This window comes from Streptomyces sp. TP-A0874, from assembly GCF_001748085.1.
Classification (GTDB): Bacteria; Actinomycetota; Actinomycetes; order Streptomycetales; family Streptomycetaceae; genus Streptomyces.
In genome coordinates this window covers 590,611-613,506 of sequence record NZ_BBZK01000003.1, presented here as the reverse complement: position 1 = coordinate 613,506, position 22,896 = coordinate 590,611, and the positions used below count along the sequence as shown (strand labels likewise).

Here is a 22,896-nt window from a genome sequence, read left to right as displayed (position 1 = left end):
CCGGGCCGCCGCGGGGCTCACACGAGGGCGACGGCCTCCGCCAGGGAGAGCCGGGCGCCCGCCGCGTGGGCCTGGGCGTAGCCCGCCGCCGCGGGCAGCACCGCTCGGGCGTCTGCCTCGGCCTGTCGACGGTTCTCCCGCTCCTGGGCCGGGGCGTGGTAGCCGGGCACCAGCAGAGCGTCGTACGCCCCGAGCAGCCGGGCCGCCGACCGGGCGTCCTCCTCCGTGCCGAGCGCGGCGAACGCCCGGGCCGCGTAGAGCAGTTGGCTGGCTGGCAGGGCGGGCATCACGATCTCCGCCAACCGGCCCCGGGTCTTCCGCAGCGCCCGGCGCACCCGTGCCAGCCCGTCGGCGGGCCGCCGGTCGAGCACGTCGAGCCAGCCGAGCAGCCCCTCCACCAGTCCCTGGAACAGCTCGGGCACCTCGCTGCCGATCTCCCCCAGCAGGAGTCCGAGCTGCTCGCGGGCCTCCGCTGAGCGCCCGGTCCGGCCGAGCCAGGTGGCGAGGTGCAGGCGGGCTGCGAACTGTGCGACATCTCCGAGGCGTTCGCCCTCGGAGACGGCCTCGCGGAGCATGGCCTCGGCTTCCTCGCCGCTGCCGCACTCCAGGAGCACCCCGGCCAGCCGGGCCTTCATCTCCGGGAGTTGGCCCAGGGCGCCGATCTCCTCGGCCGCCCGCCAGGCGGCGCGGTAGTCCTCCGCCGCGGCCTCGTACTCCCCCCGCCACTCCCGCGCCTCGCCCCGGCAGGAGAGCGCCTCGGCCATGCCCCAGGCGTCCCCCAGCCGCCGGAAGACGGCGAAGCTCCGGTCGGCGTCCGAAACCGCCTGACTCGCCCCGCCCCGGGAGATCTGCGTCATCCGGGAGCGCATCTGGAGGAGGAAGCCGCTCGCCCACTCGTAGCCCAGCCGCCGGCAGGTGCGCAGCGCCTCCTCCAGGTCCTCACCCAGCCGCTCGGAGTCACCACTCAGCACCACGGCGAAGAACCAGAGCAGCCCGGGCAGTCGGCAGACCTGCGGCAGGTCCGGCCGGTAGCTGTCGACGATGGCCCGCAGCTGCCGCTTGGCCGCCGCAGAGTTCAGCGTGCCCATGCCGCCCTCGTCGCTGACGAGGGCGACGAGCCGTACTCCTCGGCGCGCCTCCGCCAGTTGCTCGGGGGGCATCGGAGGTGGCGCGTCGGTGCAGGACCGCTCCAGTGGCGGTGCGGGGCCCTGGTCGAACGGGTCGGGGCCCAGCCCGATCGCGGCGGCGGACCAGGTTCGGGCGTCGGCACGGTGGTCCCGCAGCTGCCAGAACCAACTCAGCGACAGGACGAGGCAGAGCGCCTCCTGCTCGTCGCCCGAGGCGACGGCGCGGCGCAGAGCGGCCCGCAGGTTGTCGTGTTCCCGCTCCAGCCGGTCCAGCCAGCCGTGCTGCCGGGGACCCCGGAGCAACGGATCGGTGGTCCGGGCCAGCTCCCGGAAGTGGACGAGGTGCCGGCGCTCGGTCGCCGTGCGCTCCCCCGCTTCGTCCAGCCGTTCGGCCGCGTACTCGCCGACGGTCTCCAGGAGGCGGTAGCGCATGTCCCCCTCGGTGTCGGGTTCGGCGACCACCAGGGACTTGTCGACCAGCGCGCCCAGCAGGGCGGCGATGTCCCTGGGGTCGACGGGAGCGGAGGCCGGGACCGCGGGCCCGGCCGGCGGGTCGGCGCAGACCGCTTCCGCCGCCGGGAGGTCGCAGCTGCCGGCGAAGACGGACAGCCGGCGCAGTACGGCGCGCTCCTCCCCGTCGAGCAGGTCCCAGGACCAGTCGACCACGGCGCGCAGCGTCTGGCGCCGGGCCGGTTCGCTCCGGCTGCCGCTGGTCAGCAGTCGGAAGCGGTCGTCCAGCCGGGCCGCGATCTGCCGGGGCGAGAGCATCCGCAGCCGGGCGGCGGCGAGTTCGATCGCCAGCGGCAGGCCGTCGAGCCGGCGGCAGATCTCCGCGCAGGCCCGCGGGTCGTCGTCGGGATGGAACCCGGAGCGGGCGGCCGCTCCCCGCTCGGCGAGCAGCCGCAGCGCGGTGGGGTCGGGCAGCGGCCCCACCGGATGGGTGACCTCCCCGGGCACGGTGAGCGGCTCCCGGCTGGTGGCCAGGACGGTGAGGCCGGGGCACCTGGTCAGCAGTTCCTTGACGACCCGCGCGGCGCCGTCCACCACGTGTTCGCAGTTGTCGAGCAGGACGAGCATCCGCCGTCGGGCGCAGTGCTCCACCAGGCGGCTGAGGGGGTCGCCGGCGGCCGGGTCACCCGCGGCGCGGAGTCCGTCGCCGGTGCCCCGGATGACGGTCTCCCGCCCCCCGAGCGCGGTGAGCACCGCTTCGGGGACGGTGTGCTCGTCGGCCACCGGAGCGAGTTCGGCGAACCAGACGCCGTCCGGCCAGCGGTCCGGGTCGTCCGCCAGCAGGGCGGCGGCCTCCTGGGCGAGCCTGGTCTTGCCGGCGCCGCCGGGTCCGGTGAGGGTCACCAGCCGCGCCGTGGACAGGTCGGCGCGCAGCTGGCTCAGTTCGCTCCGGCGTCCGACGAAGCTGGTCAGCCGGGCCGGCAGGTTGCCCCGGCTCTTCCGCTCGGTCCCGCCGGTCGTGCCGGATCGGGTGGCGGTCCCGGCCGGGCCTGCTCCGCCGGGTTCGGTCTCCAGCAGTTCCGCGTGGAGGGCGCGGAGGGCGAGGCTCGGGTCCGCCCCGAGGTGGTCGGCGATCTCGCGGCGCACCGTCTCGTAGGCCGCGAGGGCGTCCGCGTGCCGGCCGGTGTCGCGCAGCGCCCGCAGGCGGAGGGTCTGGAGTGGTTCGTCGAGCGGGTGTTCGGCGCAGAGCGCGGTGAGTTCGGGGAGTACCTCGGCTGCTCGGCCGACGGCGAGCGCGGCGGCGAAGCGGGCGCGGCGCGCCTCGAAGTGCCGGGCGGCGGCACGGGAGGCGGGTTCCGCCGGGTCGGGCAGGTCGGCCAGCGCCGGGCCGCGCCAGAGCGCCAGCGCCTCGTCCAGGAGGGGTGCGGCGCGCTCGGGGGCACCGGAGTCGAGCGCCTGCGTGCCGTCTCTGACCAGCCGCTCGAAGCGGTGGAGGTCCACCTCCTCGGGGGTGGCCGAGAGCTGGTAGCCGCCGGCCGAGGAGAGTACGGCGGTGTGTCCGAGGGCTCGCCGGAGGCGGCCGACGAGGGCCTGCAGGGCGCCGACCGCGTCGGCCGGGGGCTCCCCCGCCCACACCTCGTCGATCAACGCCTGGCTGGTCCGGGACCGACCGGGGTGGAGCGCCAGGGCCGCGAGCAGCGCCCGCAGCCGTACTCCGCCGAGGGCGACCGGCCTGCCGTCGTCGCCAAGCGCCTGGGTCGTGCCGAGAATGCCGTAGCGCACCGGTTCCACCGGTGCATTCTCTCCTGCCGCCGGGGCCGCCCGCACAGCCGGTCCGCCGGGCCGCCCACTCGCCGCCGGTGGCCGGTGCGTGCGGTTCTCCCGGTGGGGGTCAGGCGTCGCCGGAGGGCTCGGCGTGGGCCGCCGCCCGCTCGGCCTTCGTCCGGCGCAGGTAGTACCAGGCCATGTTCGAGGAGAGCCCGGCCACCATGAGCCAGAGAATGCCGAGCAGGTTGCCCCGGGCGAAGGAGACGGCGGCGGCGACTACGGCGAGCGCGCAGAGGGCGATCGAGAAGGCGGCGAGGCGGGGCATGGGTTCGGCTCCTGGGTGGGCGGTGGTACCCGCCCATTGTCTCCCAGGGCGTCTCGTCCGCGCCGCCGCCACCCTGGCGGCGGCGCGGACCGCAGCGATCCCTGCCGGGACCGGCGCGTGCCGCCGGCCGGCTCGGCGCGGCTCAGACGTCGGTGATCCGCAGTCCCGCGTGCGCCTTGTAGCGCCGGTTGGCCGAGATCAGGTTGGCGACCAGCGACTCCACCTGGTGGGCGTTGCGCAGCCGGCCGGCGTAGACACCCCGCATCCCGGGGATCCGGCCGGCCAGCGCCTGCACGGTCTCGCAGTCGTCCCGGGACTCGCCCAGCACCATGACGTCCGTCTCGATCCGCTGCACCTCGGGGTCCTGGAGCAGCACGGCGGACAGGTGGTGGAACGCCGCGGTGACCCTCGACTCCGGCAGCAGGGCGGCGGCCTGCTGGGCCGCGCTGCCCTCCTCGGGGACGATGGCGTAGGCGCCCTTCTTGTCGAAGCCGAGCGGGTTGACGCAGTCCACCACGAGCTTGCCGGCGAGGTCGTCGCGGAGCCCTTCGAGGGTCTTGGCGTGGCCCTCCCAGGGGACCGCGACGATCACCACGTCGCTCCGGCGGGCGCATTCGGCGTTGTCGGCCCCCTCGACCCCCTCCCCCAGCTCCTCGGCGGCGGCCCGGGCCCGCTCGGCGGCGCGGGAACCGATGATCATCTTCTGGCCGGACCGGGCCAGTCGGTAGACGAGTCCGCGGCCCTGGTCCCCGGTGCCGCCGAGCACGCCGACCACGAGTTCGGAGACGTCCGGCAGGTCCCAGGGGTCCTTCGCCGGGCGCCGCTGTGCGGTGCTGGTGTTGTCAGCTGAAGTCATGACAGTGATCTTCGCAGCTCAGCTGCGGTCGCGGCGGGCGGGCCCCGCCGGGTCAGCTGGTTCCGCTCGGGCCGCGGTCCTCGGCGGGCGGTTCCCCCTCACCGCCGGCCTCGGCGCTCTGCCAGCGCGGATCGGTCTCCCAGTCCTCGTTCCGCTGCCGGGCGGTGTCCATCGCCTGGGCGGCCTCCCCGGGGGTGGGGTACGGCCCGAGGCGGTCCCGTGCGGGGCACTCCGGCCCCTCCTCCACCTTCTGGTGCCGGATGCAGTAGTACCACTCGCCCGGGTTTCCGGTCGGGCGCTTCCTGAACAGGGCCATCGGGGCTCCTCTCTCCGCCGCCATGCTGCCCGATGGCGCGCCGATACACTCCCTGGCATGTCTGGCCAGTCTCTTCTCACCCCGGGGACGCTCTCCCCCACCCGCTCCGTACCCGCCTCGATCCCGCGCCCCGAGTACGTCGGCAAGGACGCCCCCACGCCGTACACCGGGCCGGAGGTGCAGGACGCCGAAACGATCGAACGCATGCGGATCGCGGGCCGGATCGCGGCGCAGGCGATGGAGGAGGCCGCGAAGCACATCGCCCCCGGGGTCACCACGGACGAACTCGACCGGGTGGCCCACGAGTTCATGTGCGACCACGGCGCCTATCCGTCCACCCTGGGCTACCGCCGCTTCCCGAAGTCGTTGTGCACCTCGGTCAACGAGGTCATCTGCCACGGCATCCCGGACTCGACCGTCCTGCGGGACGGGGACATCGTCAACCTGGACGTCACCGCCTACATCGGCGGAGTGCACGGGGACAACAACGCCACCTACCTCTGCGGCGCGGTGGACGAGGAGTCGCGACTGCTGGTCGAGCGGACCCGGGAGTCCCTGACCCGGGCGATCAAGGCGGTGAAGCCGGGCCGGCAGATCAACATCATCGGCCGGGTCATCGAGTCGTACGCCAAGCGCTTCGGCTACGGGGTGGTCCGAGACTTCACCGGACACGGCATCAACTCCTCGTTCCACTCCGGGCTGATCGTGCCGCACTACGACAACCCCCGGGCGACCACCGTGATCCGCCCCGGGATGACCTTCACCATCGAGCCGATGCTGACGCTCGGCACCCACGAGTACGACATGTGGGAGGACGGTTGGACGGTCGTCACCAAGGACCGCATGCGGACGGCCCAGTTCGAGCACACCCTGGTGGTGACGGAGACCGGAGCGGAGATCCTCACGCTGCCCTGAGCGGGTGCCCCTCCGACCACGGGAGACCGGGGCGGGGCACGGCGGGCGAGTTTTACCGACATCACGTCGGAAAAGCATTGACTTAGGCAAGCCTAAGTCAAGAGAATCCTTGTCGACGCCTGGTGTCGCGTCCGGGAAGGCACCGGCGGCGCTCCCCCACGCTCTCTTTCCGCTCCCGACGGCCCTCGGAGGTCTCCCTTGGTCGCCACCAGCCCCGTCCCCTTCTCCACCCTGATCCGCACCGCCTCGCAGGAGCAGCACACCGAGGCCGAGAACTCGAGCTTCATGAGTGACATGCTCGGCGGACGGCTCGGGGTGGAGGCCTACGCCCTCTACACCGAGCAGTTGTGGTTCGTCTACAGCGCGCTGGAGAGCGAGGCGGCACGACTGGCCGGCGATCCGGTCGTCGGCCCCTTCATCCGCCCCGAACTCCTGCGCGCCGCCGAACTGGAGCGCGATCTGGCCCATCTGCGCGGCGCCGACTGGCGCTCGACGGCCTCCGCGCTGCCGGCCACCAGCGCCTACGCCGAGCGGATCAGAGAGGTCGCCAAGGAATGGCCCCCGGGCTACGTGGCGCACCACTACACCCGCTACCTCGGGGACCTCAGCGGTGGTCAGGTCATCCGCTCGACCGCGGAGAAGACCTGGGGATTCCAGCGCAAGGGCGACGGAGTCCGGTTCTACGTCTTCGAGGGCATCGGCAACCCGGCGGCGTTCAAGCGGGACTACCGCGCCCTCCTCGACGAGCTGCCCGCCGACGACCTGTCCAAGCAGCGGATCGTCGACGAGTGCAAGCGGGCCTTCGCACTGAACACCGCGCTCTTCGAGGACCTGGGGCGGCGGTTCCCGATGAGCGCCTGACCGGCGCCCCAGCCCGACGGACGATGGCCCCACCCGCGAGGTGGGGCCATCGTCCTTCTCTTCGGTCGGCCGCTCAGCACGGACCGGTCGGTCAGACCTGCTCGGCGCGGCGTCCGCGCGTCACCAGGAAGACCACGGTGCCCGCCGCGGCGAGCGCTCCCGCCGCCCCGACCAGCAGCCCGGCCGGAACGCTCGCCCCCGTGGAGGCGAGGGCGCCCGCACCGCCACTGAGGGCGCCGCCGCCGATGGAACCGGCGTCGGAGCCGCCGCCGGAGTCCCCGCCGCCGCCCGGGGCACCGGGCAGCACCGCGTCCTCGTCCAGGGAGACGGCGACGGTGAGCGGGTCGAGGGCGGTACCGGACTCGTAGAACCCGCCGAACGCCTCGGCTCCCGCCGCGGTGAGGGCGGCCGGTACGTCGGCGAGCGAGACGATGTCGTCCTTCTCGGTCATCGGCGCGGGGAGGGTGAGCTTCGCGACGGTCAGGTCCTCGTACCGGGTCACCTTTCCGGTCTCCCGGTCCTTGGAGGAGACATCGGCGATCAACTCGCCGTCGGTACCCTTGACCTCCACCTTCAGGTCACTGAACTTCAGGTCCAGGGCGTACTCTCCGCCCTGCTCGTGTGCCAGGAAGCGGACCGAGCCGTCGAAGCCGGCCTTCAGGACCTCGTCCGCACCGTCATAGCTGCCGCGTCCCTCGGGGAAGCGGTAACCCTCGCCGGACGCCACCGCGCCGTCGCCGAGTTCGATGCGGCCGCTGCCGACCGGGCCGGTGACGTAGTCCCGGAAGGACTTCTTCACCCCCCAGTCCAGGTTGCCGTCGACGATCTCCCCGGATTCGGCCGGCCGGTCGGTGGGGGCGTCGGAGCCTCCGTTCGACGGCTTGGGGTCGGGTTTCCCGGTGGGCTGCTCGGTGGGCGTGGCCGAGGGCTCGGTGGTCGGCGTGGGGTCCGGGGAGGGCTGGGACGCCTCACCCTGCTCGACGGAGAGCGTGGCCGGGTCGAGTTCCTGGCCCTCCTGGTACATCCCGCCGAGCGCCTCCGCGCCCTCGGCGGTCAGCTCGGCCGGTATCTCGGCGAAGGTCATGGCACCGCCATCACCGCGCTCCGGCTGTACGGAGGAGAGGTCGAGCGTGGCGATGGCGACGTCCTGGTCGGTGGAACCGTCGCTGGTGACGTCCGCGGTGATGGTGCCCGAGGTGCCCTCCGTGTCGACCTTGAGGTCCGCGAACTCGATGTCGAAGCCGTGCTGCTTCGAGGTGAACCGGACGCTGCCGTCGAAGGTGGTGTTGACGGCGTGGCTGCCGAGGTCGTAGCTGCCCTGGCCGTCGGTGAAGCGGAAGGTGCCGTCGGCGTTCTTCTCGGCTCCGCCGGCGACCTCGATGGTGCCGCCCGCGACACCGGTCACGTACTTCCGGAACGATTCCTTCACACCCCAGTCCAGGGTGCCGTTCTCCAGCGGCAGCTTCGGCGCCGCCGCGGGGGCGGCGGTCGGGTTCTGGCCGTGCCCGGCCGCGAGGGCCGAGGCGGGCAGGCTGAGGGCCATCCCGCCCAGGGCGACCGCCGTGGCGGCGGCGAGCGCCAGCCGGCCGCGGCGGCCACCGGAAGCGGCGACGGCCGGTCTGCTGGGGTGGGACAGGTGCTCGGTCATCTGGGGGTTCTCCTTAGGGAATCTCTGCCGGTCCGGTTCAACGGCCGGCTCAGTTGGAGGGGCCGGTTCAGAGGGGCCGGCTCACTCAGCGGGGGAGGGTCGCCTGGAGCGGCGACGGTGGATCAGGGCGAAGGCGCCGCCCAGGGCGAGGAGTGCGGCGGCTCCGCCGCCGTACCAGCCCGCGGCCGAGGAGGTCGAGGTGGTCCTCTGCTGCTGCTCGCCGTCGAGCGCCGCCTTCGGGGTGCTCGTCGGCTGGTCGTCGGCGCTGCCGAGGTCGGGCAGCGCGGGGAGTTCGGCCTTCTTGTCCAGGGCCACGGCGAGGGAGACCGGGTCCATGGAGCTGCCCGCGCGGTACATCCCGCCGAAGGCCTCGGCGCCCTCCCTGGTGAGCTTGGTGGGCACCTCGCGCAGGTTGACCAGCCCGTCCTTCGGTTTCAGTGATTCGGCCGGGAAGGTCACCAGCGGTACGTCCTTGCCGGTGAAGTCGCTCCCCGAGACGTCCGCCGAGAGGGTGCCGGAGCCGTCCTCGACCCGGACGGCCACACCGCTCAGTGCGAGGTCCAACTGCTCGCCGGTGAAGCGGATCCGGCCGGTGAAGTCGGCTTCGAGGGTGCCCTTCTTCGGGTCGTAGCCGCCGGTGCCGTCCGGGAACCGGAAGAGCGCTCCGCCGTCCTGCGCACCGGCCGAGAGCCGCCAGCGCCCCTGTGCGACCGGGCCGGTGACGTACTCCCGGAAGGTGCGCCGCACCCCCCAGTCGACAGCCGCGTCCTCGAACCCGCCCTTGGAGCGCTCGGTCCGCTTGTCCTTCTTCTTCGGGGCGGAGTTGTCGGAGGGCTTGGGGTCCGGTTTCTGCTGCTGCGCGGGCCGGATGTCGGCGGAGAGCGTCAGTGGATCGAGCGGGGTGCCGGCCGTGTAGTACCCGGCGAAGGACTTGGCGCCCTCAGCGGTCAGGGTCGCCGGCACGTTCTGCAGTTGGACGGCGGTGGAGCCGCCGCGCATGTTCACGCCCGCGATGTTGAGCGAGGCGAAGGGGACCCCGCTGGCGGAGGTGGTCTTCCCGGTGTTCCGGTCCTTGCTGGTGACGTCGGCGTACAGGGTGCCGCCGCCACCTGCCAGGCTGACCCTGGGGCGACTGATGGTCAGTTCGAGTTGATGGCTGCCGTCCGACTGCCGGTGGCCGATGAAGCGCACTCCGCCGGAGAAGGTGGCCGAGAACGCTCCGCTGTCCGGGTCGTAGGTCCCCTGCGCCGAGTGGAAGCGGAAGTTGCTCTGGCCGACGGTGGCGGCACCGCCGATGAGGCTCCAACTCCCGTTGGCGATCGGGCCCGTGACATAGCTCTGGAAAGAGGCCTTGATGCCCCAGTCGAGCCTCCCGCCGGAGACCGTGCGGTTCTCGGCGTGGCTGGAGGCGGCTGGCAGGCCGATGGCCAGCAGCGCGGCGAGTAGTCCGACCGTAAGGACACGGACCGGACCTGAGGACAGCATCGTCATCCCTCCCCAGGGCTGGATTATGAGGTAAGGCTAACCTAAACTATGGCTTGTTTTACTCGAAAGCCCCACCCATAACCTGATTTCTCCAAAGCCTCACTGTCACCGGAAAGGCCCGATCGTGGTTGAACGGCAGCGGGTCGGCGCGGTGGTCGCCACACAACGGCGCGCCAGCGCTCTCCTGCCCTCGCTCGCCGTGCTGCTCACCGTGCTCCTCGCGGTCAGCGGTTGCGGCACCTCCCAGGCGAAGGGCGGCGGCTCCGGGCAACGCCCCGGCGCCGCGCCCGCCGCGGAACGGCTGGAGCCGCTGACGACCACGGCCGACCCCCGACTTCCGGCCACCGTCCGCTCGGACGACGGACACCGGGTGACGGTCCGCAGCGCCGACCGCATCGTGCCGCTGACCGGTTCGCTCGCCGAGATCGTCTTCACCCTCGGCCTCGGCGACCGGGTGGTGGCCCGTGACGTCACCACCACCTTCCAACAGGCAAAGGACCTACCGGTGGTGACCCGGGCCCATGACGTCTCGGCGGAGAGCGTGCTCGCGCTGCGCCCCACCGTGGTGCTCGCCGAGACCACCACCGGTCCGGCCGAGGCGGTGCAGCAGATCCGCGACGCCGGTGTGCCGCTGGTCGTGCTGCCCCCCGCGAAGGCGCTGGAGGACGTCGGCAGCCGGATCGACGCCGTCGCCACCGCGCTCGGCGTGCCGAAGTCGGGCGAGGAGTTGCGCGAGCGCACCGAGGGGCGTATCGACGCGGTGCGCCGGACCATCCCCGAGAGCGGCGAGCCCACCGGGCCCCGGGTCGCCTTCCTCTACCTGCGCGGCTCGGCCTCGGTCTACCTGCTCGGCGGCGCCGACTCCGGCGCCGGCTCGTTGTTGGAGGCCGCCGGGGCGGTCGACGCCGGCAAGGAGTCGGGGCTGCGCAAGGACTTCACCCCGATCACCAGCGAGGCGCTGGCGAAGGCGGCGCCGGAGGCGATCCTGGTGATGAGCAAGGGTCTTGACTCGGTGGGAGGCGTGGAGGGACTCCTGGAGATCCCCGGTATCGCCCAGACGCCCGCCGGCCAGGACCGCCGGATCGTCTCCATCGACGACGGCGTGCTGCTGAACTACGGCCCGCGCACCGACGAGGTACTGCGGAGCCTCGTCGACCAGCTCTACCCGGACGGCCGTTGAGATGACCACGAGCACCCCGACGCCACCGAGCGGTCCCCTGACCCGCCCCGAAAAGGACGTCGGGCCGGAATCCTCGGCGGAGCCCGAGCAGCCGGTGTCCGAGTCCGGCCCGCGGCGCCCGGAGGGCACGAAGCGCGGCAGAGCCGGTGCTCTGACCATCGCCCTGCTGCTGGCCCTGGCCGGGCTCTCCCTCCTCTCCGCCGCTCTGGGCGCCTACTCCATCCCGGTCGGCGACGTCCTCGGTTCGCTGCTGCACCGCATCGGCGCGGGCGGCGCGGAACTGGACCGGGTAGGCGAGAGCGTGCTGTGGAACGTACGCCTGCCGCGGGTGGTCCTGGCGCTGCTGGTGGGCGCCTCGCTGGGCTGCGCCGGCGCCCTCATGCAGGGCGTCTTCGGCAATCCGCTCGCCGAGCCCGGGGTGATCGGCGTCTCGGCCGGCGCTGCGGTCGGCGCGGTGGCCTCCATCGCACTCGGGGTGACCTTCCTCGGCAACTGGACCGTCACCGTCTGCGCCTTCCTCTCCGGGCTGCTGACGGTGCTGCTGGTGTACGTGCTCTCCCGGTCCGGCGGCCGCACCGAGGTGGTGACGCTGATCCTCACCGGTATCGCGGTGAACGCCTTCGCCGGCGCGCTGATCGGGCTGTCGGTCTTCTTCGCCGACAACGCGCAGATCGCCCAGATCACCTTCTGGCAGCTCGGCTCGCTCGCCCAGGCCACCTGGCCGAAGGTGCTCGCCGTGCTGCCGTGCGCGGCGGCGGGCCTGCTGCTCTCCCCGATGTACGCCCGCCGGCTGGACCTGCTGGCACTCGGTGAACGCCCCGCCCGCCACCTGGGGGTGGAGGTGGAGCGGCTGCGGATGACCCTGATGGTCGTCGTCGCGCTGCTGACCGCCGCCGCGGTGGCCGTGGCGGGCATCATCACCTTCGTCGGCCTGCTCGTTCCGCACCTGCTGCGGATGGCCGCCGGCCCGGGCCACCGCTTCCTGGTGCCGGGCAGCGCGATCGGCGGAGCGGTGGTGCTGGTCGGCGCGGACCTCGCCGCACGGACCGTCGTGCAGCCGGCCGAGCTGCCCCTCGGTGTGCTGACCGCGCTGGTCGGCAGTCCGTTCTTCTTCTGGCTGCTCCGCAGGACCCGTCGTCGGCAAGGGGGTTGGGGATGATCGGGACACTCTTCGGCAGGCTCCGCCCGCCCCGGGTGCCGGAGCCGGTACCGGCCGGCCGTCCGCTGGCGGAGGCCCGCGGTCTGCGGGTACGGCTGGGCGGCAGGACGGTGCTGGAGGACGCCTCGCTGCAGGCCGTCGCCGGCCAGGTGCTGGCTCTGGTCGGCCCCAACGGCGCCGGCAAGTCCACGCTGCTGGCCGCGCTCGCCGCCGACCTGGTGCCCGACGGGGGGACGGTGCTGACGGCCGGCCGGCCCGCCGCCGAGTGGTCCGCCGTGGAACTCTCCCGGCGGCGGGCCGTGCTGCCGCAGTCCCCCACCCTCTCCTTCCCGTTCACGGTGGAGGAGGTGGTGCGGATGGGGCGTGCGCCCTGGCACGGCACCAGCGCCGAGGACGAGGACGACGACGCGGTGGCCACCGCGCTGGCGGTCACCGAGACGGCGGGGTTCGCCCAGCGGTCCTTCGCCGCCCTCTCGGGCGGCGAACGCGCCAGGGTGGCGCTGGCCCGGGTCCTCGCCCAACGCGTCCCGCTGATGCTGCTCGACGAGCCGACCGCGGCGCTCGACCTGCGCCACCAGGAACTGGTGCTCCGCAACTGCCGGGAGCGGGCCAGGGCCGGTGACGCGGTCGTCGTGGTGCTGCACGACCTTGGCTCGGCGGCGGCGTACGCGGACCGGGTGGCGGTGCTGCACGGCGGCCGGATAGCGGCGGAGGGCCCGCCGTCCGAGGTCTACCGGGAGTCGTTGCTCTCCGAGGTCTACCGGCAGCCGCTGGAGGTCATCGCGCATCCCCGCACGGGCGAGCCCCTGGTGGTGCCGCGTCGGGAGGCCGACGGTGGCGGAGACCCGGTGCGGAGTCGGGCGACGTCTGCCCGCTGAGGCGCAGGGGCGTCCGGTGCGGGGATCGCCGGGCGGCCGGAGGCCCTCGTACCGGACCGCCCAGGGCTTTCGGTCAACGCGGCGAACTGGAGCCCCGGCTGCTCGAAGAGCTCCGGAGGAGCGCGCCGGAGACCGCGCCGGGGGGCCGACGGCGCTGACGGGCGAACTGCGCCGATGTTTGAAGGGTGCTGATGCCGCACCGGCCACTGGCGTCTGACGGCCGGCTGTCGGGAAACGCCCCGGGCCACCTCCTCGAAATCCCGCGAATGCCAGCGAAAGCAGCTGATTTGACATACCGTCGGATCGGCTCGGCGCACCCCGGGGGGAGACAGGTGCGCTTCTTCGGTCGCGAAGTGCCACCGGGGGTTTCAGCATGTCCTCTTCAGGAGCGGTTCGACCCTTATCCGGACGGACGACTGTTCAGCGCCAGGCCGGCGGCACACCCGTCTGGTACCTGCCGGCGGTCCTCTTCGGCGACCTGCTGGGCGCCGGCCTGCCCCTCTTCATCGCGCTCCGGGGCACGGAGGAGCAGCAGCCGACGCTCGTCGCCGTGGTCGCCGCAGCCGGCTGGCTCGGTACCCGGGCCGCACGCGGCCGGTACGCCGCACGCTCCCTCGGCGAGCCGACCGGCGTCGGCCCGGCGCTGAGCGACTGGCTGATGCTGCTGGGCGTACTGGCCGTGCTCCGCAGTGTCCTCGGCGTGGGCCCCGATCCCGTCCCCGCCCTGACGGCGCTTTCCCTGGCACCGCTGCTGACGCTCTGCTGCCACGGGGCCGCCCACCGCCGGCTCACCGCGTGCCGGCGAGCGGCCCGATCCGTCCAACGGGTCCTGGTGGTGGGCGAGGCCTGCGCGGCCGATGCCCTCATGGAGCAGTTGGCCGGCAGGACGGACCACCCCTACGTGGTAGTCGGCCTGTCACCGCTGGGCGGAGCCCCGGCCCGCGGCGCCCTGGCGGTGGTCCACGGGCACCTGCCGACCGCCACGCCTCCGGCGCCCCGGGGCGACCACACCGCGGTGCTCACCACCGCGGCGCGGCTCGGCGCCGAACTCGCCCTCATCGCCCCCGGGTCGGGACTCGACAGCGAACGGCTGCGCCGGCTCTGCTGGGCGCTGCACGACGCGGGCCTGCCGGTGGCCCTGGCCCCGGGGCTGACCGAGGTGGCGCCGCGCCGACTGCGGTTGTCGTCCGCCGCCGGCCTGCCCCTGCTCCATGTGGCCCCACCGGCCCGGAGGGGTTTGCCGGTGGTCGTCAAGCACACGCTGGACCGGGCCGGGGCCGCACTCGGGCTGCTCCTGCTCGCCCCGCTCTTCGGGCTGCTGGCGCTCGCCGTCCGACTGGACTCCGCCGGGCCGGCCCTGTACCGCCAGACCCGTCTCGGCCTGGGCGGATCTGCCTTCACCATGTGGAAGTTCCGCACGATGGTGGTCGACGCGCCCGAGTTGCGGGCGCGGCTCTCCGCCGTCAACGAGCAGGACGGGCCGCTGTTCAAGATCCGGCGGGACCCCCGGGTGACCCGGGTCGGTCGGATCCTCCGCCGCACCTCACTGGACGAACTCCCGCAGCTGGTGAACGTGTTGCGGGGCGAGATGTCGCTGGTCGGACCGCGCCCCCCGTTGCCGGAGGAAGCCGCCCGGTATGACGAGACGGAGGCCCGTCGGCTGGCGGTGCGCCCCGGGATGACCGGCCTGTGGCAGGTCAGCGGACGGTCGGAGCTCTCCTGGGACGAGACGGTGGCGCTGGACCTGCGCTACGCCGACAACTGGTCGCTCGGCGGCGATCTGCGGCTGATCCTCCGAACCCTGCGCGCGGTCGTCGACGGCCGCGGCGCCTACTGAAGCGGCGGCCCGTGATGACCGACGCACCCTACCCGGCCCACGCCCGGCCCCAGCCCGCCGACGCGACTCCGGCCGACACAGCTCCAGTCGGTTCAGCTCCGGCCTGTGCCGGCCGCCTCACCGCTGTTCCGCCAGTCGGCGTACACCGCCGCGACGCCCTCGCGCAGCCCGATCGCCGGCCGCCAGCCGAGCCCCCGGACGCGCGAGACGTCCAGCAGCTTCCGCGGGGTGCCGTCCGGTCTGGTGGGGTCGAAGCGGATCCGGCCCCGGAAACCGGTCACCTCGCCGACGATCCCGGCCAGCTCCCGGATCGTCAGGTCCGTTCCGCTGCCGATGTTCACCGGCTCCTCCCCGTCGTAGACCCTCAGCAGCAGGGCACAGGCCGCGGCCAGGTCGTCGACGTGCAGGAACTCCCGGCGGGGAGTTCCCGTGCCCCACAGCACCACCTCTTCGCGCCCGTCCCGGACGGCCTCGTGGAACCGGCGGATCAGCGCGGGCAGTACGTGCGAGGTCTCCGGGTCGAAGTTGTCTCCGGGGCCGTAGAGGTTGGTGGGCATGGCCGAGATGTAGGAGGCGCCGTACTGGCGCCGGTAGGAGCGCACCTGGGTGATCCCGGCGATCTTCGCGAGCGCGTACGACTCGTTGGTCGGCTCCAGCGGCCCGGTCAGCAGCGCGTCCTCCCGGATCGGCTGGGCGGCCAGCCTCGGGTAGATGCAGGAGGAGCCGAGGAAGAGCAGCCGACGCACCCCGGCGGCGTGCGCACCGGCGATCACGCTCAGCTGGATGCGGAGGTTGTCCTCCAGGAACTGCACCGGCTGGGAGCTGTTGGCCAGGATGCCGCCGACCCTGGCGGCCGCCAGCACCACCGCGTCCGGACGGGTCCGGCGCAGGAACGCCTCGGTCCGCTCGGCGTCGCGCAGATCGAGGGCGGCGCGGTCCCGGGTGATCACCCGGTGGCCGTCGGCGGTGAGCCGGCGGGCCATCGCCGAACCGACCAGGCCCCGGTGGCCCGCCACGAATATCCGGGCCGGTGTGGGCAGCGTCTCCGCCTCCGTCATACCACCGGATTCTGCCAGGGCGACTGACTTCCGGCACGGCGGATCCGTTTTCCACCATCCGTATACCCGGAGCCGTTCGGCTCCGTCCCGAGGGGGCCTCAATGGGCAAGAGCGCGCTGATCACCGGCATCACGGGGCAGGACGGCTCGTACCTGGCGGAGCTGCTGCTCTCCAAGGGCTACCAGGTGCACGGCCTGGTACGCCGGTCGTCCTCGTTCAACACCGAGCGGATCGACCATCTCTACCAGGGTCCCCAGGAGCCCGACCGCAGACTGGTGCTCCACCACGCGGACCTCTCCGACGGGGTGGCGCTGGTCAACCTGCTCCGCGACCTGCGTCCGGACGAGGTCTACAACCTGGGAGCGCAGTCGCATGTGCGGGTCTCCTTCGACGCTCCGCTGTACACCGGCGACGTGACCGGCATGGGCGCCCTCCGGCTGCTGGAGGCGATCCGGGCGAGCGGTGTCGACACCCGGATCTACCAGGCCTCCTCCTCGGAGATGTTCGGAGCGGCTCCCCCTCCACAGAACGAGCGCACGCCCTTCCACCCCCGCAGCCCGTACGGCACAGCCAAGGTCTTCGGCTACTGGACGACCGTCAACTACCGCGAGGCCTACGGCCTCTTCGCCGTCAACGGCATCCTCTTCAACCACGAGTCGCCACGGCGCGGCGAGACCTTCGTGACCCGCAAGATCTCCCGGGCGGTGGCCCGGATCCGGGCGGGACTCCAGGAGCACCTCCACCTCGGCAACCTCGACGCGGTGCGGGACTGGGGCTACGCCCCGGAGTACGTCGAGGCGATGTGGCTGATGCTCCAGCGGGACGCCCCGGAGGACTACGTGGTGGCGACCGGCGAGGCGGGCAGTGTGCGGCAGTTCGTCGAGGTCGCCTTCGCCGCGGCGGGCCTCGACTGGGCCGAGCACGTGCGCTTCGACCCGAAGTACCGGCGGCCCTCCGAGGTCGACGCGCTGATCGGGGACGCCGCCAAGGCGGAGTCCCTGCTGGGCTGGAAACCGCGGGTGCGCTGGCCGGAGCTGGCCCGCATCATGGTGGAGGCCGACATCTCCCTGCTGGAGCGGGAGCTGTCCGGGGGCGCGGTCCGGGTCGACCGTTGAGAGCCGGCCCAATTCAGCGTGTCCGGCGGCCAATTCGGCCGATCCGGTGTCCGCGGGAGGGCCCGCGCCCTAACCTGCGGACAGAGGCGGCCGCCGGGCCGCGGGGGATGACGTACGGCCCAGGAGCTTGCATGCGCGCAGTCGGGGTGTACACCGCTGTTCTGTCACTGGTGACCGCGTCACTGGTCGGCGCCGGGCTGGCGGCGCCGCCCCCGGCCGAGGCGCTCACCCCGCCGGTGGCGATCACCGCCGACGAACTCCCCAGCTGGCAGACGAACGGCATCGTCTGGGCGCTGGCCGAGTCCGGCGGCGTGGTCTTCGCCGGCGGCACCTTCTCGGCCGTGCGACCGCCGGGCGCCGCCGCCGGGACCGAGGAGCGCTCCGCGGTGAACTTCGCGGCGCTCGACGCGGCGACCGGGGAACCGACCGACTGCGCCCTCTCGTTCACGGTCGGCTCGGGCACGGCGACCGTACGGGCGCTGGCGGTCTCGCCGGACGGCCGGACGCTCTACGCCGGGGGGCTGTTCGGGGCGGTGAACGGTGTTCCGGTCAGCAGCCTGGCCGCGATCGACATCGACAGCTGCACCCCGCGGAGCGACTTCCGGCCCTCGGTCAACGCGACCGTCCGTTCACTCGCCGTCACCGACGACACCGTCTACCTGGGCGGGGACTTCACCAGCGTCGGCGGTCAGCCCCGGCGCCATTTCGCCGCCGTCTCCACCAGCGGCGCCGCGCTGCCCTGGCGCGCCGACGCGGACGAGCCCGGGCGGGCGGTGGAGCTCACCCCGGACGGCGACAAGGTCCTGCTGGGCGGGGACTTCTTCACCATCGACGGCGCCGACTCGCACGCCCTGGCGGTGGTGGACGCCCGCACCGGCGAGGTGGTGAAGAACTATCCGCTCGGCTTCATCCCGCGGACCTCGGTCGTCAAGGACATCACCACCGACGCCACCGGTTTCTACACCGCCAACGAGGGGACCGGCGGAGGAGTCTTCGACGGCCGGATCGCGCTCGACCTCGACAGCCTGGAGCAGCGCTGGCGGGACACCTGCCTGGGGGCGACCCAGGCGCTGGTGGTCTACAAGTCGGTGCTCTACAGCGGCTCGCACGCCCACGACTGCAGCAGCATGGGGGCCTTCCCCAACCAGGAGCGCAGACACCTGCTGGCCGAGTCGGTCGACGACCCCACCCTGCTCGGCTGGTTCCCCGACACCAACGACGGGATCGGCGAGCAGATCGGGCCGCGGGCGATGACGCTCTCCTCCTCCGGCTCCACCGACTACCTCTGGGTCGGCGGCGAGTTCACCACGGTGGGCGGCGGCCGGCAGCAGGGGCTGACCCGCTTCGCGAGCGGCCCGGACACCGGGGCGCCGTCCGTACCGCAGACCGAGGTGGCCAGCGTGCGGCCGGGAGAGGTCACCGTCCGCTGGCAGTCCAGCCTGGACCTCGACGACAGCGAACTCACCTACCGGGTCTACCGGAACGGCTCCTCCGAACCGGTGCACACCACCAGCGGCTCCTCCCTGCCCTGGGCGCGGCCCCAGCTGACCTTCACCGACACCGATGTGAGCCCGGGGTCGACGTACACCTACCGGGTGACCGCGAGCGACGGGGCGAACACCAGCGAGGCCTCGGCGCCCCGGACCGTGACCGCCGCCGCCACCGCGGAGTCCTACCCGGAGCAGGTGGTGGCCGACGGTGCGCAGCTCTACTGGCGTTATGACGAACCGTCCGGCACCTACGCGGCGGACGCCTCGGGGGCCGACGACAGCGGGGTGCACCGCGGCGGCCCGGAGCGGGCCGCCGCTCCCGGGGCACTGCCCGGCGGCGGGACGGCCGTCGGCCATGACGGGACCGACTCCTACACCTACAGCGACCGCCGGCACGACAGTCCGTCGGCCTACACCATCGAGACCTGGTTCAGGACGGACACCACCGAGGGCGGCATGCTCGCCGGGTTCGGCGACCGGGTCCTCCAGCCCAGCGCCACCCACGACAAGCACCTCTACATGACCGACGACGGCCGACTCGTCTTCGGCGTCTTCAGCGGCTGGGCCCGGACGGTCAGCACCTCCGCCGCCTACAACGACGGCGCCTGGCACCACGTCGCCGCCACTCAGGGCGCCGACGGTATGCGGCTGTACGTGGACGGCGAACAGCAGGCCGCCGACGCCCAGATCACCGACAGCCGGCGCTCCCCCGGCTACTGGCGGTTCGGCGGGGACTCGCTGGAGAACTGGCCGGACCGCCCCTCCAGCGACCACTTCCGCGGCCAGTTGGACGAGTCGGCCGTCTACCCGAGCGCCCTCGGCGCGGACCGGATCGCCGCCCACCACCGCGTCGGCACCGCCTCCGCGGACACGGCGGTGACGCTCCAACCGGTCGCCGACACCTATGTGAACGAGGCCGCGCCCAACGCGAACCACGGGACACACCAGCAGTTGGCGGTCCGGGGCTCGCCGGGCTACGTCAGCTACCTGAGGTTCGCCCTGCCGGACGCCCCGCCCGGTCAGCAGCTCAAGGCCGCCACGCTCCGGGTCCGCACCTCCTCCGACGCCGCCGCCGGTTCCACGGACGACATCCGGATCGTGCCGGTCACCGGCCGGTGGTCGGAGTCCGAGACCACCTACGGCAGCCGCCCCGCGCTGGCCGAGGAGCCGCTGGGCACCTTGCGCGGCGCGACCGCGACATCGACCACCTACAGCACCGCCCTGGACACCGGAGCGCTCACCGCCGCCCTCGGGGAGGACCTCGACCTGGCGCTCACCTGCGAGGGCGGCGACAGCCTGTGGCTGTACGCCCGGGAGTCGACCGGAAACGGCACCGTTCCCCAGCTGCTGCTCACCTTCGGAGCGTCTTGAGCACCCGGCACACCGGGGTCGTCCCGGTCGCCGGAAGCGCTCGGCCGGACCGGACCGGCCGGCACCCCCATCGTCACCGTCCCGCCGGCTGGACCGCCGTACTGGCGGCGGCCGCCGTACTGCTGACCGGCTGCGGAGGCGGGGAGCAGGCCGGGCCCGAGCCGGTGCGGAACTCGCAGCCGGCCCCGGCCGGGCCGCCCACCGACGTCGCCTCGGAAGCCCGCCCGCCCTCCGCGGCGGACGCCGTGCCGCCCGGACCCAAGGAACCCCGGGCGGCGCTCTCCCCGCCTTCCGGCTCCTTCACCGAACAGGAGAAGGACTATCTGACGGGGCGGGTGCCCAAAGGACACGACCCGGCGGCGATCCTCCAGGTCGGCCAGGAGTCCTGCGACCGCCTGGACTACCTGCTCCGGCAGGACCGGGAGCTGGCCGTCACCGCCGTCCTCCTCGGCGAGGTCTCCGGGGCCAGGGCCGCGGTGGCCCACCTCTGCCCGGAACACCGGCCGCTGCTGGCCGACGCCGACCGGGGCGTGACCGACGGCACCTTCGAGGTGGCCTCGGAAGGGCCGACGAGGCAGCGCCTCGCCCCGGGCCGCTACCGCGCGCCGACCCCGGGCGAGGACTGCCGCTGGCTGCTCGTCCCCGCCGGCGGTGGGCGCGCCGAGTCCGGCCGTTGGAAGAAGGGCTCCCCCGTACCGGAGGTCACCGTCGGGAAGTCCGTCCGGGAGTTCACCTCGACCGGTTGCCATGCCTGGCTGAGCCTCCGGGAGCAGCGGTGAGCAGACTTCCGGTCCTGGTGGCCATCCCCACCCTCAACGAGGAACGCAACATCGCCGCGGCGGTCGGCTCGGTCATCGACCACTTCGAGGCGGTGGTCGTGGTCGACTCCGGGAGCGCCGACGCCACCTGCCGGATCGCCGCCGGACTGGGTGCGGAGATCGTGCGGTACGAGTGGGACGGGCGCTACCCGAAGAAGAAGCAGTGGTGCCTGGAGAACGTCCGGACGGACCTGCCCTGGGTGCTCTTCCTCGACGGCGACGAGCGGCCGAGCGAGGAGCTCCTGGCCGGACTCCGGCAGCTCTTCTCCCGGCCGGTGGAGGCCGCCGCATTCGACATCCCGCTCGCCTACTGGTTCGCCGGCCGACGCCTCCGGCACGGCCACACCATCGTCAAACGCGCCCTGTTGGACCGCACCCGCTGCCGCTTCCCGGCCCTCGGCGACCTGGACGCCCCCGGCATGGGCGAGCAGGAGGGCCACTACCAGCCGATCGCCGAGCCGGTGCGCACCCTGCGCTGGCCGATCGAGCACCGCGACGAGGACCCGGTGCGCAGCTGGTTCGACCGGCACAACCGCTACTCGGACTGGGAGGCCTGGCTGGAGCTGCGCCCCGGGGTCAGGGAGGAGATCCGCCTGGCGAAGACGCGGCAGGGCCGGATCTTCCACCGGGCACCCTGCAAACCGCTGCTCTCGTTCTGCTACGCGTACCTGTTCAGACGGGGCTTCCTGGACGGCCGGGCGGGCTTGGACTACGCCCTGGCCATGAGCTTCTACCGCTGGCAGATCGGGCTCAAGGCTCGCGAGAACCGCAGGCTGGGCGGCGGTGGCGCCGGATGACGCCCGGGCTGGCGACCGATCGCAGCTCCCCCGCCGCTCACCGGCGGCGCTCGAGTACCTCCCGGTAGACGCCGTGGGCGGTCTCGACGACCTGTTCCAGGGAGAACTGCTCCCGGACCAGCCGCCGGGCGGCGTCCGAGGCACGGGCGTTCTCGGCCGGATCCAGCAGTTCCAGGATGGCCCTGCCGAGCAGCGGGCCGTTGTCCGAGTCCGGGCGGCTGTCCACCACCCGGCCGGCGCCGGCGGCCTCGACATCCGGGGAGAGGCCGCCGGTGCCGGTGACGACCACCGGAAGCCCCACCGACATGGCCTCCAGCACCGACACGGCGAACGGCTCCACCAGCGACGGCAGTACGTAGACGTCGGAGCGCCGCATCCGCTCCAGCACCGCCGGGTGGTCCAGCGGCCCCAGGTACTCCAGGGAGTCGGCCACTCCGAGCCGTTCGGCGAGGGCGAGCATCCGCCCGGCGAGCGCGCCGGTGTCCGGACCGGCCAGCAGGAAACGGGCGTCGGGGCGGTGCCGGAGCACGGTCGGCATCGCCGAGACGAAGTCGGCCGGCCGCTTGCGCTCCTGCACCCGGGCCAGATACAGGACCGTGGGTGGACGCCCCGGCTCAGAGGACGGTCTGGGGTCCTGGAGCGGGACGCCGTTCACCAGCCGGCGGGCGGTGGTCAACCTGCCCGGCCCGGCCACCGCCGCCACCTCACGGCGCTCCGTCTCGGTCAGGTACAGCAGGGCGTCAGCCCGGCGCAGTACCCGGCGCATCCCCAGGAGGTCGACGAGCCGGGCCAGTCGGTGCTCGCTCGGGTCGACCATGCCGTGGGTCTGGAGCACCACCGGGCGTCCGCAGCGCAGTGCGAGGAGCGCCGTGGGGAGGGCCACCAGGTCCCGCATGAGGTGCACATGGACGATGTCGGCGCCGCTCACCAGCCGTCGGGCCCGGGCCAGCAGGGCGGGCGAGGTGATACCGCTGACCTCGAAGCGCGGCAGCGGATGGCGGGCCTGGAACAGCCAGGTGGGCACGGACTCCACGGAGCTGGGCAGCGGGCCGTCGAAACCGTCGGCCAGGGCGGCGATCCGAGCGTCGACTCCCCGCCGCCGCAGGCCCTGGGAGAGGTTGAGGGCGACCCTGGTGGGACCGCCGAAGTCGTGGGTCGGGGTGTGGAGCGTGACGACATGCAGGACCTTCACGTGGAACTCCCCTCCCCCGACGCCCTCGTCCGCGTCAGGCTATCGACGGCCCTGCCGGTGTGTCCTGCGATCGCCGGATGTCCGCGGCGGTGGCAGCCCTCCGGTGGCCGGTCCCGCCGGGGAGACCGGCTGCGTGTACGGGTCCGCCGCCCGCCTCGGAGCGGCCGGTGCTGACCGGAGGGAGCGGAACGCCGACGCGCCCGCCCGCCATGCCGCACCGTGGTGGGGGCGTCGCTGTCGCACGGTGGAGG

Annotated in this window: 18 protein-coding genes; 10 read left to right on the top strand and 8 right to left on the bottom strand. The window is 73.3% G+C overall.

The window, feature by feature from the left end:
- Positions 1-17: 17 nt before the first annotated feature.
- From BGP73_RS02480 to BGP73_RS02465, 4 genes are all read right to left on the bottom strand, one after another.
- Complete coding sequence (locus tag BGP73_RS02480) at positions 18-3,359, bottom strand: ATP-binding protein (RefSeq protein WP_069812077.1); 3,342 nt, start codon at positions 3,357-3,359, stop codon at positions 18-20.
- Between the two features lie 109 nt (positions 3,360-3,468).
- Positions 3,469-3,669 (bottom strand): hypothetical protein, encoded by a 201-nt coding sequence (locus tag BGP73_RS02475; RefSeq protein WP_069811713.1) that lies wholly within the window; start codon positions 3,667-3,669, stop codon positions 3,469-3,471.
- A gap of 142 nt (positions 3,670-3,811) precedes the next feature.
- Positions 3,812-4,525, bottom strand: coding sequence for an NADPH-dependent F420 reductase (npdG, locus tag BGP73_RS02470; protein ID WP_069811712.1), 714 nt, complete (start codon positions 4,523-4,525; stop codon positions 3,812-3,814).
- 52 nt (positions 4,526-4,577) lie between these two features.
- Positions 4,578-4,841: a hypothetical protein gene (locus BGP73_RS02465; RefSeq protein ID WP_069811711.1), complete on the bottom strand. Its 264-nt coding sequence runs from the start codon at positions 4,839-4,841 to the stop codon at positions 4,578-4,580.
- A 57-nt stretch (positions 4,842-4,898) separates the two neighbouring features.
- Between BGP73_RS02465 and map the strand changes: the two genes are divergently transcribed.
- Both map and BGP73_RS02455 read left to right on the top strand, forming a co-directional pair.
- Positions 4,899-5,756, top strand: coding sequence for a type I methionyl aminopeptidase (map, locus tag BGP73_RS02460; RefSeq protein ID WP_069811710.1), 858 nt, complete (start codon positions 4,899-4,901; stop codon positions 5,754-5,756).
- Between the two features lie 198 nt (positions 5,757-5,954).
- On the top strand, positions 5,955-6,617 hold the full coding sequence (locus BGP73_RS02455; RefSeq protein WP_069811709.1) for a biliverdin-producing heme oxygenase: 663 nt from the start codon (positions 5,955-5,957) through the stop codon (positions 6,615-6,617).
- 91 nt (positions 6,618-6,708) lie between these two features.
- Here the strand turns inward: BGP73_RS02455 and BGP73_RS02450 are convergent, their stop codons facing one another.
- Positions 6,709-8,265 carry an HtaA domain-containing protein gene (locus BGP73_RS02450; RefSeq protein ID WP_079127136.1) on the bottom strand — a complete coding sequence of 519 codons (1,557 nt, stop codon included), beginning with the start codon at positions 8,263-8,265 and terminating at the stop codon, positions 6,709-6,711.
- An 81-nt stretch (positions 8,266-8,346) separates the two neighbouring features.
- Positions 8,347-9,750 carry an HtaA domain-containing protein gene (locus tag BGP73_RS02445; RefSeq protein ID WP_069812075.1) on the bottom strand — a complete coding sequence of 468 codons (1,404 nt, stop codon included), beginning with the start codon at positions 9,748-9,750 and terminating at the stop codon, positions 8,347-8,349.
- Positions 9,751-9,934: 184 nt separating this feature from the next.
- On the opposite strand from BGP73_RS02445, the gene BGP73_RS02440 reads away from it, so the two are divergent.
- From BGP73_RS02440 to BGP73_RS02425, 4 genes are all read left to right on the top strand, one after another.
- A complete protein-coding gene (locus tag BGP73_RS02440) occupies positions 9,935-10,930 on the top strand; it encodes a heme/hemin ABC transporter substrate-binding protein (RefSeq protein WP_170837743.1) in 996 nt (331 codons plus the stop codon).
- A 1-nt stretch (position 10,931) separates the two neighbouring features.
- The gene (locus tag BGP73_RS02435) at positions 10,932-12,089 is read left to right on the top strand and encodes a FecCD family ABC transporter permease (RefSeq protein WP_079127134.1); all 1,158 of its coding nucleotides are present in this window, start codon (positions 10,932-10,934) and stop codon (positions 12,087-12,089) included.
- Positions 12,086-12,967 carry a heme ABC transporter ATP-binding protein gene (locus BGP73_RS02430; RefSeq protein WP_069811708.1) on the top strand — a complete coding sequence of 294 codons (882 nt, stop codon included), beginning with the start codon at positions 12,086-12,088 and terminating at the stop codon, positions 12,965-12,967. Before BGP73_RS02435 ends, BGP73_RS02430 begins: the two co-directional genes overlap by 4 nt.
- 373 nt (positions 12,968-13,340) lie before the next feature.
- Positions 13,341-14,804: a sugar transferase gene (locus BGP73_RS02425; protein ID WP_069811707.1), complete on the top strand. Its 1,464-nt coding sequence runs from the start codon at positions 13,341-13,343 to the stop codon at positions 14,802-14,804.
- Between the two features lie 92 nt (positions 14,805-14,896).
- Here the strand turns inward: BGP73_RS02425 and BGP73_RS02420 are convergent, their stop codons facing one another.
- On the bottom strand, positions 14,897-15,862 hold the full coding sequence (locus BGP73_RS02420; RefSeq protein ID WP_069811706.1) for a GDP-L-fucose synthase family protein: 966 nt from the start codon (positions 15,860-15,862) through the stop codon (positions 14,897-14,899).
- A 101-nt stretch (positions 15,863-15,963) separates the two neighbouring features.
- Here BGP73_RS02420 and gmd point away from each other — a divergent pair, with 101 nt between their 5' ends.
- The 4 genes from gmd (at position 15,964) to BGP73_RS02400 (ending at position 21,453) form a co-directional block, all read left to right on the top strand.
- Positions 15,964-16,977 (top strand): GDP-mannose 4,6-dehydratase, encoded by a 1,014-nt coding sequence (gene gmd / locus BGP73_RS02415; RefSeq protein WP_069811705.1) that lies wholly within the window; start codon positions 15,964-15,966, stop codon positions 16,975-16,977.
- A gap of 131 nt (positions 16,978-17,108) precedes the next feature.
- Positions 17,109-19,838 carry a LamG-like jellyroll fold domain-containing protein gene (locus BGP73_RS02410; protein ID WP_069811703.1) on the top strand — a complete coding sequence of 910 codons (2,730 nt, stop codon included), beginning with the start codon at positions 17,109-17,111 and terminating at the stop codon, positions 19,836-19,838.
- A complete protein-coding gene (locus BGP73_RS02405; RefSeq protein WP_079127133.1) occupies positions 19,835-20,617 on the top strand; it encodes a hypothetical protein in 783 nt (260 codons plus the stop codon). Before BGP73_RS02410 ends, BGP73_RS02405 begins: the two co-directional genes overlap by 4 nt.
- Entirely contained in the window at positions 20,614-21,453 is an 840-nt protein-coding gene (locus BGP73_RS02400; RefSeq protein ID WP_069811702.1) for a glycosyltransferase family 2 protein, read from the top strand. The genes BGP73_RS02405 and BGP73_RS02400 overlap by 4 nt, the downstream gene beginning before the upstream one ends.
- Before the next feature lie 37 nt (positions 21,454-21,490).
- On the opposite strand, the gene BGP73_RS02395 is transcribed toward BGP73_RS02400, so the two are convergent.
- A complete protein-coding gene (locus BGP73_RS02395) occupies positions 21,491-22,645 on the bottom strand; it encodes a glycosyltransferase (RefSeq protein ID WP_069811700.1) in 1,155 nt (384 codons plus the stop codon).
- Positions 22,646-22,896: the final 251 nt, after the last annotated feature.

Bases quoted from the DNA above. Each gene is read 5' to 3' on its own strand.
- BGP73_RS02435 (WP_079127134.1), top strand. From the start codon at position 10,932: ATGACCACGAGCACCCCGACGCCACCGAGCGGTCCCCTGACCCGCCCC.
- BGP73_RS02410 (WP_069811703.1), top strand. From the start codon at position 17,109: ATGCGCGCAGTCGGGGTGTACACCGCTGTTCTGTCACTGGTGACCGCG.
- BGP73_RS02425 (WP_069811707.1), top strand. From the start codon at position 13,341: ATGTCCTCTTCAGGAGCGGTTCGACCCTTATCCGGACGGACGACTGTT.
- BGP73_RS02450 (WP_079127136.1), bottom strand. From the start codon at position 8,265: ATGACCGAGCACCTGTCCCACCCCAGCAGACCGGCCGTCGCCGCTTCC.
- gmd (WP_069811705.1), top strand. From the start codon at position 15,964: ATGGGCAAGAGCGCGCTGATCACCGGCATCACGGGGCAGGACGGCTCG.
- BGP73_RS02420 (WP_069811706.1), bottom strand. From the start codon at position 15,862: ATGACGGAGGCGGAGACGCTGCCCACACCGGCCCGGATATTCGTGGCG.
- map (WP_069811710.1), top strand. From the start codon at position 4,899: ATGTCTGGCCAGTCTCTTCTCACCCCGGGGACGCTCTCCCCCACCCGC.
- npdG (WP_069811712.1), bottom strand. From the start codon at position 4,525: ATGACTTCAGCTGACAACACCAGCACCGCACAGCGGCGCCCGGCGAAG.
- BGP73_RS02430 (WP_069811708.1), top strand. From the start codon at position 12,086: ATGATCGGGACACTCTTCGGCAGGCTCCGCCCGCCCCGGGTGCCGGAG.
- BGP73_RS02445 (WP_069812075.1), bottom strand. From the start codon at position 9,750: ATGCTGTCCTCAGGTCCGGTCCGTGTCCTTACGGTCGGACTACTCGCC.
- BGP73_RS02475 (WP_069811713.1), bottom strand. From the start codon at position 3,669: ATGCCCCGCCTCGCCGCCTTCTCGATCGCCCTCTGCGCGCTCGCCGTA.
- BGP73_RS02465 (WP_069811711.1), bottom strand. From the start codon at position 4,841: ATGGCCCTGTTCAGGAAGCGCCCGACCGGAAACCCGGGCGAGTGGTAC.